This window comes from Streptomyces sp. MB09-02B (assembly GCF_033794485.1).
In the GTDB taxonomy this organism is placed as follows: domain Bacteria; phylum Actinomycetota; class Actinomycetes; order Streptomycetales; family Streptomycetaceae; genus Streptomyces.
In genome coordinates this window covers 1-13,227 of sequence record NZ_JARGEE010000254.1, presented here as the reverse complement: position 1 = coordinate 13,227, position 13,227 = coordinate 1, and the positions used below count along the sequence as shown (strand labels likewise).

Here is a 13,227-nt window from a genome sequence, read left to right as displayed (position 1 = left end):
GCCCCAGCCCCAGCCCCACCTCCACCCCCGGCACCACGGCCGGCACGCGCTGGGTGGCGCACCGCGAGGAGGCCATGGACGCCGTCCTCTCCCTCCCCGGCGCCTACGAACGGCTCCGCGCGGAGGGTGGCGACGACGACGCGCGACCCCGTACGGTCACCTACGCGGGCGAGAAGGTCGTCCGGGTGCGGCTGACGCAGTGGGACGAGGCGCCCGCCTCACCCATGCAACAGGCCAAGGACTCCACGGACATCGTGGCGGGCGACGTGAAGTCGACCGCCCAGTACACCGCCACGAGCTTCCACGACCAGGAGGCGGTGCTCGCCGACACCACCCACCACCTGGACGGCACGCCCACCCGGGTCCTCGAACTGATCGTCCGCACCGACGACGACCGGATGTACGAACTGCGCGTGGACATGCCGAAGGGCACAGCGGACGAGAAGAAGGGGACGGCCGTCTTCAAGGGCGCGCGGGAACGGCTGGAGATCGGACCGTAGGCCGCCGCCGCCGGGCCGTACGTGACCCACGCCGCATTCGCGGCCGCACGGCACCGCCCGCCGCCCTGATCAGCGACTTCGTTGCCAGCGATCACTGGCACGGTGTGTGCGCCCGGTGAAACCCTGTTACCGCCGGGTACCCAAAGTTGTCCGGTCCGGAATACCCTGCGCGTCATGACGGACTCGCAGGCCCCCGAAAAGACCGGCACGACCACCACGGGCACGACCGGCACGGCACGGACGACCGGCACCAACCCCCTCGCGGCAGCCCCGCAGGGCGCCCGTACCGCCGCCGACGTGGTCACCCCCGAACTGGTCGCCCAGCTCACCAAGGGCGTGGTCGGCTCCGGCCGGACCGCCAACCACACGCCGTTCACCGGTGAGAAGCTCGCCGACCTGCCGGAGTCCACCCCCGAGGACGTGGAGCAGGCGTACGCGACGGCCCGCGCCGCCCAGGCCGTCTGGGCCCAGCGGCCCGTGCGGGAGCGCGCCGCCGTCCTGCTCCGCTTCCACGACCTGGTCCTCGAACGCCAGGCCGAGGTCCTCGACCTCATCCAGCTGGAGACCGGAAAGGCCCGCCTCCACGCCCACGAGGAGGTCCAGGCCGTCGCGGTCGCCGCCCGTCACTACGGCCGCAAGGCCCCCTTCTACCTCAAGCCGAAGCGGCACACCGGCGCCGTACCGACCCTCACCAGGGTCACCGAACTGCGCCACCCGCGCGGGGTGATCGGCCAGATCGCCCCCTGGAACTACCCGCTCGAACTCTCCGTAGGCGACGCCATCCCCGCCTTCGTCGCGGGCAACGCCGTCGTGATGAAGCCCGACACGGAGACCTGCCTGACCGCCCTGTGGGCCCGTGACCTGCTCATCGAGGCCGGCCTGCCCGCAGACGTCTTCCAGGTCGTCCTCGGCGAGGGCCCCGTCATCGGCCCCGAGGTCGTCAAGCACGCCGACTACGTCTCCTTCACCGGCTCCACCCGCACCGGACGCGAGGTCGCGCAGGGCGCCGCCGCCCGGCTCGTCGGCGTCTCCCTCGAACTCGGCGGCAAGAACGCGATGCTGGTCCTCGAGGACGCCGACATAGAGAAGGCGGCGGCGGGCGCCGTCCGCGCCTGCTTCTCCTCCGCCGGCCAACTCTGCATCTCCATCGAGCGGTTGTACGTCCACGAGTCCGTCGCCGACGCCTTCCTGGAACGCTTCGCCGCCCGCACCAAGGCCATGCGTCTAGGCAAGTCCCTCGCGTACGGCGCTGAGATGGGCTCCCTCGTCGGCGAACGCCAGCTGGAGACCGTCACCCGCCACGTCGACGAGGCCGTGGAGAAGGGCGCGAAGGTCCTCGCGGGCGGAGTGGCCCGCCCCGACATCGGCCCCTACTTCTACGAGCCGACCATCCTCGACGGCGTCACGGAACCCATGTCCGTCTGCACCGAGGAGACCTTCGGCCCGGTCGTCTCCATCTACCGCTTCACGGACGAGGACGAGGCCATCGCGGAGGCCAACTCCACCGCGTACGGCCTCAACGCCTCCGTCTGGACCAAGGACGGCCGCCGCGGCCGCGAGGTCGCCTCCCGCGTCCGCGCCGGCACGGTCAACGTCAACGAGGGCTACGCCTCCGCGTACGGCTCCGTCCAGTCCCCGATGGGCGGCATGAAGGACTCCGGCCTCGGCCGCCGCCACGGCTCCGAGGGCATCCTCAAGTACACGGAGGCCCAGACGGTCGCCCACCAGCGCCTGCTGCCCATGGCCCCCTCGCTGGGCATGGACGACGAGAAGTACGCCCAGTTCATGAGCCGCAGTCTGAGGGCGATGAAGGCACTGAGGCTCCGCTAGGTCTTCGGGCCCGCCCACCGTTCTCAACGAGGAGAGCACGTGTCGTACGACTACGACGTCATCGTCGTCGGATCCGGTTTCGGCGGTTCGGTCACCGCCCTGCGCCTGACCGAGAAGGGCTACAAGGTCGGCGTGCTCGAAGCGGGCCGCCGTTTCACGCGCGACTCGCTCCCCAAGAACTCCTGGGACCTGAAGAACTACCTGTGGGCCCCCGCCCTCGGGCTCTACGGCATCCAGCGCATCCACCTCCTCGGCAACGTCATGGTGCTGGCCGGAGCCGGCGTGGGCGGCGGCTCCCTCAACTACGCCAACACCCTCTACGTCCCGCCGAAACCGTTCTTCGAGGACCCGCAGTGGAAGGACATCACCGACTGGCAGGAGGAGCTGACGCCGTACTACGACCAGGCCCGCCGCATGCTGGGCGTACGGCTCAACCCGACGATGACCCCGTCGGACGTGCACCTGAAGGCCGCCGCCGAGCGGATGGGCGTCGGCGACAGCTTCCACCTCGCCCCGGTCGGCGTCTTCTTCGGTGACGGCGAGGACGCCGACGGTAAGGCGAAGGCCGCCCCCGGCGACCAGGCGGCGGACCCCTACTTCGGCGGTGCTGGCCCCGCCCGCACGGCCTGCACCGAGTGCGGCGAGTGCATGACCGGCTGCCGCCACGGCGCCAAGAACACCCTCAACGAGAACTACCTGCACCTCGCCGAGAAGGCGGGCGCGGTCGTCCACCCGATGACCACGGTCGTGGCCGTGACGGAGGACTCGCAGGGCGGCTACGCCGTGACGACCCTCCCGACCGACAACCGGAGGAAGGGCGCGGGCCGGGTGTTCAGGGCCCACCGCGTCGTCCTCGCGGCCGGCACCTACGGCACCCAGACCCTCCTGCACCGGATGAAGGCGGGCGGCCAACTCCCGCACCTCTCCGACCGCCTGGGCATGCTGACCCGCACCAACTCCGAAGCGCTGGTCGGCGCCCAGACCGACGACCGCCGCTACCGCAAGGCGCACGGCGCGCCCGAGGTCGACTTCACCCGGGGCGTGGCGATCACCTCCTCCATCCACCCCGACGAGAACACCCACATCGAGCCCGTCCGCTACGGCAGGGGCTCCAACGCGATGGGCGGCCTGTCGATCCTCCAGGTCCCGTACGCGGGCGCCACCGCGTCGGGCGCCACCCGTGTCCTCGGCTGGCTGGGATACGCGGTCAAACACCCCTTGCTGGTGGCCCGTTCGCTCTCCAACCGCCGCTGGTCGGAACGGACCATCATCGGCCTGGTGATGCAGTCCCTGGACAACTCCCTGTCGACCCACCTGAAGCCGAAGGGCCTGGGCAAAGGCCTGTTGACGGCACGTCAGGGTCACGGCGCGCCCAACCCCAAGCAGATCGAGGCCGCTTCACGGGCCGCCTCCACCATCGCCGCCGAGATCAACGGCTTCGCCGGCAGCAACGTGGGCGAGCTGATGGGCACCCCGCTCACCGCGCACTTCCTCGGCGGCTGCCCCATCGGCGCCACCGCGGAGGACGGTGTGATCGACCCGTACCACCGCCTCTACGGCCACCCCGGCATCTCCGTCGTCGACGGCGCCGCCGTCTCCGCGAACCTGGGCGTCAACCCGTCCCTGACGATCACGGCGCAGGCCGAGCGGGCGATGTCGTACTGGCCCAACAAGGGTGAGCCGGACCAGCGCCCGGCCCCCGGCGAGGTCTACGAGCGCCTCACTCCCGTGCAGCCCCTGCACCCGGCGGTCCCGGCGGACGCCTTCGGCGCGCTCCGGCTGCCGCTGATGGCGGTACCGACGGTGCCGCCGAAGACGTACGCACTGGACGAAGTAGTCACGGACGAGTAGCCGTAGCCGTAGTCGCTCGCGGACGAGTAGTCGCGGTGGCAGAAAGATGTACGGAGAAGGACCCGCACCCCCCTCCGAGCGCGGGTTCTTCTCTCGTGTGCCAGGTGTGACTGGTGAGTGCTGTGAAGGGTTGCCCTCGCGATAACAGATTTCTCGTGTGACGTGAGCCACACAAGAAGCCCGCCGGAACGGCACAACCGATTGATGGACCTCGCTGTCACATACATGTTCGACGGGGCCTGTGGGGCCCCTGTGAGGCATGAAACGAAAGTCGTGAGGGTGGGGGACATGAAGTCGACGATGTCGCGGATGGCGGTGGCCGTCTCGGTCGTGGCCACGCTGGGATTGACCGCGGCGTGTGGCGGTGGCGGCGACGAGGACAAGGCGGAGAAGAAGCCGTCGGCGGCCGGCAGCGCCTCGTCCGCCGAGGACGCGAAGAGCGGGGAGGACGGCGCCGGGAAGGCCGCGCTGACCGAGGCGCAGCTGAAGGAGGCGGCTCTCGCGAAGGGGGACGTGAAGGGCTACACGATCTCCGACATGCCGGCGGACCAGATGCCCGCCGTGCCTGTTCCCGCGAAGCCCGCCGCCTGCCAGCCCCTCGCGAACATGTTCTACTTCACCTCCGACCCGCAGGCGACGGACCGCGCCGGGCGCCGGGTCACCGCGGTGGACGAGGTCTCCGCCACTGTCATCGCCCTCGCTCTCGCCGCACACGAGCAGAGCGACGCCGAGAAGGTGATGGCCGACCTCCGCAAGGCGACGGAGAGCTGCGACGGATACGAGCAGGTCGGGAACAAGTACACCGACATCGAGACCCTCACCGCCCCGAAGCAGGGCGACGAGGCCGTCGCCTACAAGCTGAAGGGCGACATCGAGGGCGCGAAGATCCCGATGTCCTTCACGGTGGTGCGCAGCGGCTCGACGCTGATCACGTTCTCCTCGATGAACATGCTCGACGCGGACAAGACCGAGGTGCCGGCCGAGGTCCTGGACGCACAGGTCGCGAAGCTGGAGAAGGTCGCCGGCTGAGCGGTCCCGGCGTGACGAAGGGCCCCGCGGTCCGGCTCGGACACCGCAGGGCCCTTCTGTGTCAGCACTGACGGATCATGGTCTGCGGTCTGCGGTCTGCGGTCTGCGGTCTGCGGTCTGCGGTCTGCGGACTGCCGTCTGCGGCCCGTGGACCGGGGCCGGTCATCTGTTCCGCGATGTGTTCCGCGATCTGTTCCGCGTCGTGAAGGGGGGACGGGCTCCGTGTCCGTCACGCCCACCTCGGAACAGTTCCGCCGGTCGGCCCCGGGCGTCCCCGGAGCCGGCCGTTCTCTCGAGTGACCGGGCTGCTGTCCCCTGCCGTCCGGTCACAACCCTGGAGCGAGGTCCCACGGCGCACGGCACGATCCGGACGCCTCAACGCTCCAGCGGAGCCACGCGTGGTTCTTTCGGGCCCGCACCTGGCTGGCGCGGACACCGACACCAACGAAGCGCGTCGTACGCCGGTCACGCGCCGTACGGGTGAGAGGACAGGCGTACGTACGTGCGCCGCCGGTACGCGCCGGTCAGATGCGGCCCCGGCACAGCTCCAGCAGGGTCATGGCGAGGGCGGTGCCGGGCTTGCCGAGGGCGTCCCTGTAGTGGGCCAGGACCTCCATCTCCCGCGACAGGTTCACACGCCTGCCGCCGGACTCGATCCGTGCCTCCTGGATCACGGCGGAGACCGCCACGCGTTCCTGGATCAGGCCGATGATCCGGTCGTCCAGGGCGTCGATCCGTTCCCGGGCACCGGTGATCACACCGGCCGCCTCGGAGGTACGGGCGCCGGTCTTCTCGGTGGAGGTGATGGTCATCTCTGGGCTCCTCGTCGGAAGTCGAACGGACTCCCCGGAGCGGCAAGACCCGGAAAACGCCAGACGCCCCGGACCTTGTCGGCCCGGGGCGCCTGGGGAAGTGCTTGTCAGTTGCTCAAGCAGCACGACCATGGCAGCCGGTGGGCCCGGTGCCATAGGTAAAGACAAAGGTCGAGTGCGCAAGCATGAGCGCCAGTATGCCACGCCCCGCCATGCCCCCGGTCATCCGGCCCTCACCCCCGGGGCTTCCCCTCGTCCGACGTCTCCGCGCCCATCGAGGGGCGCGGGGAACTGCGCGACAAGCCACGACGGAGGCGCCAGTCGGCCACGAACCGACCGGGGCATCCGGCCCCCCACCGCAATTCAGGGCGCCGCCTCCCCTCGCCGCTCCTCCCGGGGGAAGGGAGGGCGCGGCGGTCCTGGGGCGGAGCCACCCGTGGGCCGACTTCACGAGCGCGCACCCCGGTAGACTCGGACCACACAGACCCCCGCCCAACCGCCGGAAGGCACCCCGTGTCATCAGCGAACCCCGCTGCCGCCGCTCCCGACACCGTTCTGGTCGTCGACTTCGGCGCCCAGTACGCCCAGCTCATCGCCCGACGGGTCCGCGAGGCCCGGGTCTACAGCGAGATCGTGCCGAGCACCATGCCGGTCGCGGAGATGCTCGCCAAGAATCCGGCGGCGATCATCCTCTCCGGCGGCCCCTCCTCGGTCTACGCCGAGGGCGCCCCCCGCCTCGACCGCGCGCTCTTCGAGGCCGGCGTCCCCGTCTTCGGCATGTGCTACGGCTTCCAGCTGATGGCCACCACCCTCGGCGGCATCGTCGACAACACCGGCGCCCGCGAGTACGGCCGCACCCCCCTGCACGTCTCCAAGTCCGGCAGCACCCTCTTCGAGGGCACCCCCGACGAGCAGTCCGTCTGGATGTCCCACGGCGACGCCTGCTCCGCCGCCCCCGAGGGCTTCACCGTCACGGCCTCCACCGACGTCGTCCCGGTCGCCGCCTTCGAGAACGACGAGAAGAAGCTGTACGGCGTCCAGTACCACCCGGAGGTCATGCACTCCACGCACGGCCAGCAGGTCCTGGAGCACTTCCTCTACCGGGGCGCGGGCATCACCCCGAGCTGGACCACCGGCAACGTCATCGAGGAGCAGGTCGAGGCCATCCGTGAGCTGGTCGGCGACAAGCGCGCGATCTGCGGCCTCTCCGGCGGCGTGGACTCCGCTGTCGCCGCGGCCCTCGTGCAGAAGGCCATCGGCTCCCAGCTGACCTGCGTGTACGTCGACCACGGTCTGATGCGCAAGAACGAGACCGAGCAGGTCGAGAAGGACTTCGTCGCCGCGACCGGCGTCCAGCTGAAGGTCGTCGACGCCGAGGAGCGCTTCCTGAAGGCGCTGGCCGGGGTCTCCGACCCCGAGCAGAAGCGGAAGATCATCGGCCGCGAGTTCATCCGCGTCTTCGAGCAGGCCCAGGCGGAGATCATCGCCGACGAGGGCCCCGAGGTCGCGTTCCTGGTCCAGGGCACGCTGTACCCGGACGTCGTCGAGTCCGGCGGCGGCACCGGCACGGCCAACATCAAGTCCCACCACAACGTCGGCGGCCTGCCGGAAGACCTCGAGTTCAAGCTGATCGAGCCGCTCCGCAAGCTGTTCAAGGACGAGGTCCGGATGGTCGGCCAGGAGCTGGGCCTCCCGGAGGAGATCGTCCAGCGCCAGCCGTTCCCCGGCCCCGGCCTCGGCATCCGTATCGTCGGCGAGGTCACCAAGGACCGCCTCGACCTGCTCCGCGAGGCCGACGCCATCGCCCGCGAGGAACTGACGGCGGCCGGCCTCGACCGTGACATCTGGCAGTGCCCCGTCGTGCTGCTGGCGGACGTCCGCTCCGTCGGCGTCCAGGGCGACGGCCGCACCTACGGTCACCCGATCGTCCTGCGCCCGGTCTCCTCCGAGGACGCCATGACCGCCGACTGGTCCCGGCTGCCGTACGACGTCCTCGCGAAGATCTCCACCCGCATCACCAACGAGGTCGCCGACGTCAACCGCGTCGTCCTCGACGTGACGAGCAAGCCGCCGGGCACCATCGAGTGGGAGTGACTCCCGGTGGGCCTCAGGTCCGCTTGAGGGTCCGCACCGGTTCTCCGGGCTTCCAGACCTGGACGACCAGGTACTTGTCGTCCTCGACGTAGGTCCGCACGACCTCCGTCAGCTCGGTGCGGAAGAGGTGGAACTGCTCCGGCGGTTCCACCTCTTCGCCGTACGCGGCCCTCACCGCGGGGTCGTCGACCTCGATCGCCCGTCCGCTCACCCGCACGTCCCCACCGCCCATCCCCGTGCCCGGCCCGGGGTTGGCCTGCAGTGCGAAGCGGGGATCACGGCGCAGATCGAGCGCCTTGAGCGAGTCGGGCATCATCCCCAGCCACAGCTCCCCCTGCGTGAACCGGACCTCCAGCCCGGTCGTACGCGGTGAGCCGTCCTTACGGAGGGTGGCGAGGACGTGATGGGTGAAGGCCCCGAAACGCGCCTCGACCGTCTGTGCGAGCTCGGGTTCGGCGGCGACGAAGGCGCCCCAGTTCGAAAGATTCTCCGGCATACGTCGAGTCTCCCGCGGATACCCGACAACCACTGTCCGGTTACCCGGAGCAACGAGAAGGAACGACCCGATCCGAGCAGGGCGTACACGGCTGGCACGTTTCTGTGACTTGCGTAACGGTTGCGCACTCTCTTCACGGAACGGGCCTGTTCCGTAAGGGGGACCGACGGTAACTTCCGATTCGTAAAGGAAGTCATTCTGGAGGACACATGCACGGGCCCACACCGCCCCTGCCCCTACCCACCGACCAGCTGCGGTTCGCCATGCCGCCGATGCACGAGACGGTGGAGGACGAGCGACGGCACCGCAAGGAACGGCTGGCCGGGGCCCTGCGGATCTTCGGGCGCATGGGGTTCGAGGAGGGGGTCTCGGGACACATCACCGCGCGCGACCCGGAGTTCAGCGACTGCTTCTGGGTCAATCCGTTCGGGATGCCCTTCAAGCACGTCACGGTGAGTGACCTGGTCCTCGCCAACCAGGACGGCCAGGTGATCGAGGGCCGCTACCACGTGAACCAGGCCGCGTTCACCGTCCACGCCCAGGTGCACGCCGCCCGCCCCGACGTCGTCGCCGTGGCCCACTGTCACTCCGTGCACGGGCGCGCCCTGGCCGCCCTCGGCGAGCTGCTCGACCCGATCAGCCAGGAGTCCTGCGCCTTCTACGAGGACCAGGCGCTCTACGACCACTACACGGGCGTCGCCGTGGACGCGGACGAGGGCCGTCGCATCGCCGCCGTCCTCGGCAGCCGCAAGGCCCTCGTGCTGCGCAACCACGGTCTGCTGACGGTCGGCAACTCGGTCGACGCCGCGGCCTGGTGGTTCCTGTCCATGGAGCGCTCGGCCCAGGTGCAGCTCACGGCGAAGGCGGCGGGCCGGCCCCTGCTCATCGAACACCGGCTGGCCGCCGCGACACGGGAGCAGGCGGGCGGCGACCTGGTGGCGTGGATCAACTACCAGCCGCTGTGGCAGGACATCAGCCGCACCGAGCCGGATCTGCTGAGTTGAACCTACGTGCTGAGCCGAGGAGAGCGCGGCCGGAGGGGTCCGGGGTCCTGCCGTTCCGCGGGCCGTCAGAAGTCGCGCAGCACGGCCGCCTTCGTGACCGCGAACTCCTCGTCCGTGAGGACGCCGTCGCGGTGCAGTTCACCGAGTTCGCGGAGTCGGCGGAGGAGGGTGTCATGGTGGTCGGAGTCCGGAGGCTCGGCCGTGACGGTCCCGGCCTCCGGCCCCGGCCGGTCCATGTGGCCGTTCACCCGTGTCGACGGGTGGGGGAGCCGCGCCGTGACCGCCGTCGCGACGAGCGCCGTGAGCAGGTCGCGACGCGTACTGCCCCACAGGTCGAGCGCGAACGGGTCCCGCTCCGGCGGCAGCTTCGAGAACACGGTCTCGCGCGTCACGAACCGCAGGAACCCGTCCTCGTAACCGGAGTTGGGCACCCACTCCACCCGTACCAGTTCACCGACGCCGATGATCCGCGGGCCGGTCGCGCGCTTGACCCGGTCGGAGGTGTCGTTCCAGTCGATCCGGACCCGCGTCCCGTCGAACGACACCGTGCCGTCACTGGAGCGCACCGACACCGGCACGGGCGGACCCGGCAGGAGATAGGCCCCGGCGGGCTCCTTCGGCGTCTGCTCCAGCAGCATCGACTGCCGTATCTCCTCGGCCACGTACTCGGCGATCCCCGACCGGTCGAGGTCGATCGTCAGCCGGTACGGGTCGGCCGCGTCCGGCAGCCGCCCGCCCGTGGCCTGCAGCAGCGGATCACTGCCCTCGCGCAGCCGCAACCGCAGCCGCCCGCGCTTGCGTTCGGGCTCGTAGACGACACCGGCCACCGCCTCCAGCGGCACCGCGATCTCCCCGTACGTCTGCCGGAACAGCGCCACGGAACGGTGCAGGCCCGGCGTGATCCGGACCGTGCTGCCGTCGAAGGCCCAGACGCCGTCGCGCTGGATGATCTCGGCCATACGAGGATTCTCCCAGCCGGGTCAACACGGGCACCGGCACTTCACCCCGCGCCTCCCACGCACGGAGTGGCCCTGCCGAATGCGGGCCGTGTTCCATACGGCACAATTCGCTGTCATCGCAGGGCAGTTGTACGGCCGCACGGCTGTGCTAGTGAGCGGACATCTGTACGACACCGCGCTACGGCGGTATCGACTCGGCGGTAACAGCAACGCAAGGGTGAATGTCGCCGCTCTCGTGGCCGGAGCGGTGACAGCAGTGCTGGCAGATGGCAATGACGGTGGCGGCGAATGCCGAAGTACGCGGACGTGGGTGCGGAGGCCTCCACGGACGTCGGCGCGGGAAGGCGGGCTCGGACGTGGCGGTGCAGGAGGCGAGAGAGGGCATGGGCGCGGGCGCCCATCAAGGCGGGTGCACGTGCGGGGACTGCCCGCACGGGGCACGCGCGGGACACCGGCGCGCGGTCGCCGAGTTCCTGCTGAAGCGCGAGGAGTTCGCGTCGGGGCAGGGACTGCCCGCGGCCGTCGCGCACTCCGCCTCCGCCTCCCGCCAGTGGGTCTCCGACGAACTCACCCAGTCCGCGGCCCTCGTCGCCGAACGCGGCCGGGTCGAGGGCGAGGCCTGGCTGGCCCGCCTGTGGCTGCGCACGGCGATCGTGGTCTGGGCCGCCGTCGTCACCCTCCTCCTCGTCCAGTCCCTCACCGCGATCGGCGCGGGCTGGACAGTGGCCCGCACCGCCGGCCTCCTCGCCGCCCTGCTGGTGGCCGCGGCCCTGACGGGCGCCGGGTATCTGCACCGGGCGCGGGGCGGTGCCCTCGCCCCGGTCATCGGCGAGGACAACCGTCTCTCCACCTCCCGTGCGATCGCCACCGGTTGGGTGCTCTTCGTCGTCTTCGCGATCCTCGTCCTCGTCGGCCGCCTCGCCGCAGCCTCCGACCACCGTGAACGCGACGCCCTCATCGCCGGCCTCGACCTCGCCCGCGGCGCCGGCATCGTGACCGTCCTCGCCGTCGTCTGCGGCATCGCCGTCCTGGTCCGCCGCGTGGTCGGCCTCCGTGTCCTCTCCCAGCGCCTCCAGAAGGTCCGCGCCCACCGCCCCCGAGCCGCCGACCTTCTCACCGACGACTCCGGCCGCGGCAGCTTCACCGACATCCAGTACGTGATCATCTGCGCCGTCGCCCTCGCCTTCGCGGCGGTCCGTCTCGCCCGCCGTCCCGGCCAACTCCCCGACCTCCCCTGGGGGCTGGCCCTCCTCGTCCTGGTCTCCGCGGCCACCTACGTCGCCGGCAAATACGCCGAGGGCGGCCGCCCCGTCATCCTCTCCGTCGTCCGCGCCCGCGAGGCCGGCGACCTCGACGCCCCCATCCGCAACGGCGACGACATCGAGATCCGTGGCTCCGGCTTCGTCCCACCCGGCGCCCAGACCGCCGACCACCTCTCCCGCATGGTCGTCCGCATCGGCCCCGTCCACGTCCACGTCCCCCTCGTCCCCGTCGCAGGCGGCTTCAGCAACCCCACCGACGCCGTCCTCACCGCCCCCGTCCCCGCCGACGTCGAACCGGGCAAGGTCGAGGTCCAGGTCGTCACAGCGGCCGGCGTGGAAACCAACCGCTACACCATCGAGGTCTCAGCCGACTGATCAACCCCTGACGAGTGGGACCCATGGGTGGGTGAACGGGGGCTCGGAGGAGCAGGCCGACGGTCGGCTGGTGGGCCGAGAGAGCGGGCCAGCTGTCGGCGGGGGCTCGCACGAGCAGGCCAGCTGTCGGCTGGGGCACGCGCGAGCAGGTCAGCTGGTGGGATCGGGGGAGCAGGCCGACTGTCGGCTGGTGGTAGTGGGACGAGGCGCCGGGACCACACCCCGCTCGTCCCCCGACAAGGCACTCCGACCCGGAAAAACACGCCCGAACCATTGAGCACCCCCACCCCTCTGAACGTATCGTCTGTTGAGGGGTCAACGGCACGGCGGACAAGAGGCGGCGCAGACCATGACTCACGACATTCGCTCGGACTCCCACACGCCCCACTTCGACGGCGGCCCCGACTGGCGGGACACCGCCACCCGCTACGCCCTCCTACCCCTACGCGTCTTCCTCGCGGTCACCTTCATCTACGCCGGCCTGGACAAGCTCACCGACAGCGCCTTCATGGCGGACTCCGGCTCCGGCTCCATCGGCGACATGATGAGTGCCGCCCGAGACTCCTCCGCCATCCCAGCCCTGATCGACATGGCGCTGAACAGCCCCGTCGGCTTCGGCTACGCCATCGCCATCGGCGAACTCGCCGTGGGCATCGGCACTCTGCTCGGCCTCCTCACCCGCCTCGCCGCCTTCGGCGGAGCCCTGATCTCCCTCAGCCTCTGGCTCACGGTCAGCTGGTCCGCATCCCCGTACTACTACGGCAACGACCTCCCCTATCTCATGGCCTGGATCCCCCTGATCCTCGCCGGCGCCCCGGTCCTCTCGGTGGACGCCGCCATCCGTTCCCGCCGCCGTGGCGGCCCCAGCAGGCACCGAGCAGGTGTCGCCCACCACTGAGCCCCACACGGCCCCGTCACAGCCGGCTCACAAGCTCCCCGCGCATCGCGGCCGACCCGCCCGCACGCCCCCTGCCAGCCGGCACGGACCAGCCACTGCGACCGGCCACACCTCGAC

Annotated in this window: 10 protein-coding genes and 1 pseudogene; 8 read left to right on the top strand and 3 right to left on the bottom strand. The window is 70.6% G+C overall.

Translation table 11 applies throughout. The features are described 5' to 3' along the window. The 4 genes and pseudogenes from P1P70_RS29185 to P1P70_RS29170 form a co-directional block, all read left to right on the top strand. Positions 1 to 500, top strand: a pseudogene (locus tag P1P70_RS29185) (serine/threonine protein kinase); the annotation flags it as partial. Positions 501 to 674: 174 nt separating this feature from the next. After that, the gene (locus tag P1P70_RS29180; RefSeq protein WP_319242935.1) at positions 675 to 2,330 is read left to right on the top strand and encodes a succinic semialdehyde dehydrogenase; all 1,656 of its coding nucleotides are present in this window, start codon (positions 675 to 677) and stop codon (positions 2,328 to 2,330) included. A 39-nt stretch (positions 2,331 to 2,369) separates the two neighbouring features. Beyond that, entirely contained in the window at positions 2,370 to 4,181 is a 1,812-nt protein-coding gene (locus P1P70_RS29175; protein WP_319242933.1) for a GMC family oxidoreductase, read from the top strand. 288 nt (positions 4,182 to 4,469) lie between these two features. Continuing rightward, on the top strand, positions 4,470 to 5,210 hold the full coding sequence (locus tag P1P70_RS29170) for a hypothetical protein (protein ID WP_319242931.1): 741 nt from the start codon (positions 4,470 to 4,472) through the stop codon (positions 5,208 to 5,210). A 524-nt stretch (positions 5,211 to 5,734) separates the two neighbouring features. On the opposite strand, the gene P1P70_RS29165 is transcribed toward P1P70_RS29170, so the two are convergent. After that, positions 5,735 to 6,022, bottom strand: a complete 288-nt coding sequence (locus P1P70_RS29165) for a chorismate mutase (RefSeq protein ID WP_184904515.1) — start codon at positions 6,020 to 6,022, stop codon at positions 5,735 to 5,737. 513 nt (positions 6,023 to 6,535) lie between these two features. Here P1P70_RS29165 and guaA point away from each other — a divergent pair. Then, positions 6,536 to 8,116 carry a glutamine-hydrolyzing GMP synthase gene (gene guaA, locus P1P70_RS29160; RefSeq protein ID WP_319242928.1) on the top strand — a complete coding sequence of 527 codons (1,581 nt, stop codon included), beginning with the start codon at positions 6,536 to 6,538 and terminating at the stop codon, positions 8,114 to 8,116. Positions 8,117 to 8,129: 13 nt separating this feature from the next. Here guaA and P1P70_RS29155 read toward each other — a convergent pair whose 3' ends face one another. Next, positions 8,130 to 8,612, bottom strand: coding sequence for a pyridoxamine 5'-phosphate oxidase family protein (locus tag P1P70_RS29155; protein WP_319242926.1), 483 nt, complete (start codon positions 8,610 to 8,612; stop codon positions 8,130 to 8,132). A 209-nt stretch (positions 8,613 to 8,821) separates the two neighbouring features. Between P1P70_RS29155 and P1P70_RS29150 the strand changes: the two genes are divergently transcribed. Next, on the top strand, positions 8,822 to 9,616 hold the full coding sequence (locus P1P70_RS29150) for a class II aldolase/adducin family protein (RefSeq protein WP_319242924.1): 795 nt from the start codon (positions 8,822 to 8,824) through the stop codon (positions 9,614 to 9,616). A 65-nt stretch (positions 9,617 to 9,681) separates the two neighbouring features. On the opposite strand, the gene P1P70_RS29145 is transcribed toward P1P70_RS29150, so the two are convergent. Beyond that, on the bottom strand, positions 9,682 to 10,575 hold the full coding sequence (locus P1P70_RS29145) for a DUF4429 domain-containing protein (protein WP_319242922.1): 894 nt from the start codon (positions 10,573 to 10,575) through the stop codon (positions 9,682 to 9,684). A gap of 356 nt (positions 10,576 to 10,931) precedes the next feature. On the opposite strand from P1P70_RS29145, the gene P1P70_RS29140 reads away from it, so the two are divergent. Both P1P70_RS29140 and P1P70_RS29135 read left to right on the top strand, forming a co-directional pair. After that, the gene (locus P1P70_RS29140) at positions 10,932 to 12,212 is read left to right on the top strand and encodes a hypothetical protein (RefSeq protein ID WP_319242920.1); all 1,281 of its coding nucleotides are present in this window, start codon (positions 10,932 to 10,934) and stop codon (positions 12,210 to 12,212) included. A 349-nt stretch (positions 12,213 to 12,561) separates the two neighbouring features. Beyond that, positions 12,562 to 13,110, top strand: a complete 549-nt coding sequence (locus tag P1P70_RS29135) for a DoxX family membrane protein (RefSeq protein WP_319242918.1) — start codon at positions 12,562 to 12,564, stop codon at positions 13,108 to 13,110. The last annotated feature ends 117 nt before the right edge of the window (positions 13,111 to 13,227 follow it).

What these genes read in the sequence shown, in the direction of transcription:
- P1P70_RS29180 (WP_319242935.1), top strand. Translation starts at nt 675, where the DNA reads ATGACGGACTCGCAGGCCCCCGAAAAGACCGGCACGACCACCACGGGC.
- P1P70_RS29170 (WP_319242931.1), top strand. Translation starts at nt 4,470, where the DNA reads ATGAAGTCGACGATGTCGCGGATGGCGGTGGCCGTCTCGGTCGTGGCC.
- P1P70_RS29165 (WP_184904515.1), bottom strand. Translation starts at nt 6,022, where the DNA reads ATGACCATCACCTCCACCGAGAAGACCGGCGCCCGTACCTCCGAGGCG.
- P1P70_RS29155 (WP_319242926.1), bottom strand. Translation starts at nt 8,612, where the DNA reads ATGCCGGAGAATCTTTCGAACTGGGGCGCCTTCGTCGCCGCCGAACCC.
- P1P70_RS29150 (WP_319242924.1), top strand. Translation starts at nt 8,822, where the DNA reads ATGCACGGGCCCACACCGCCCCTGCCCCTACCCACCGACCAGCTGCGG.
- P1P70_RS29145 (WP_319242922.1), bottom strand. Translation starts at nt 10,575, where the DNA reads ATGGCCGAGATCATCCAGCGCGACGGCGTCTGGGCCTTCGACGGCAGC.
- P1P70_RS29135 (WP_319242918.1), top strand. Translation starts at nt 12,562, where the DNA reads ATGACTCACGACATTCGCTCGGACTCCCACACGCCCCACTTCGACGGC.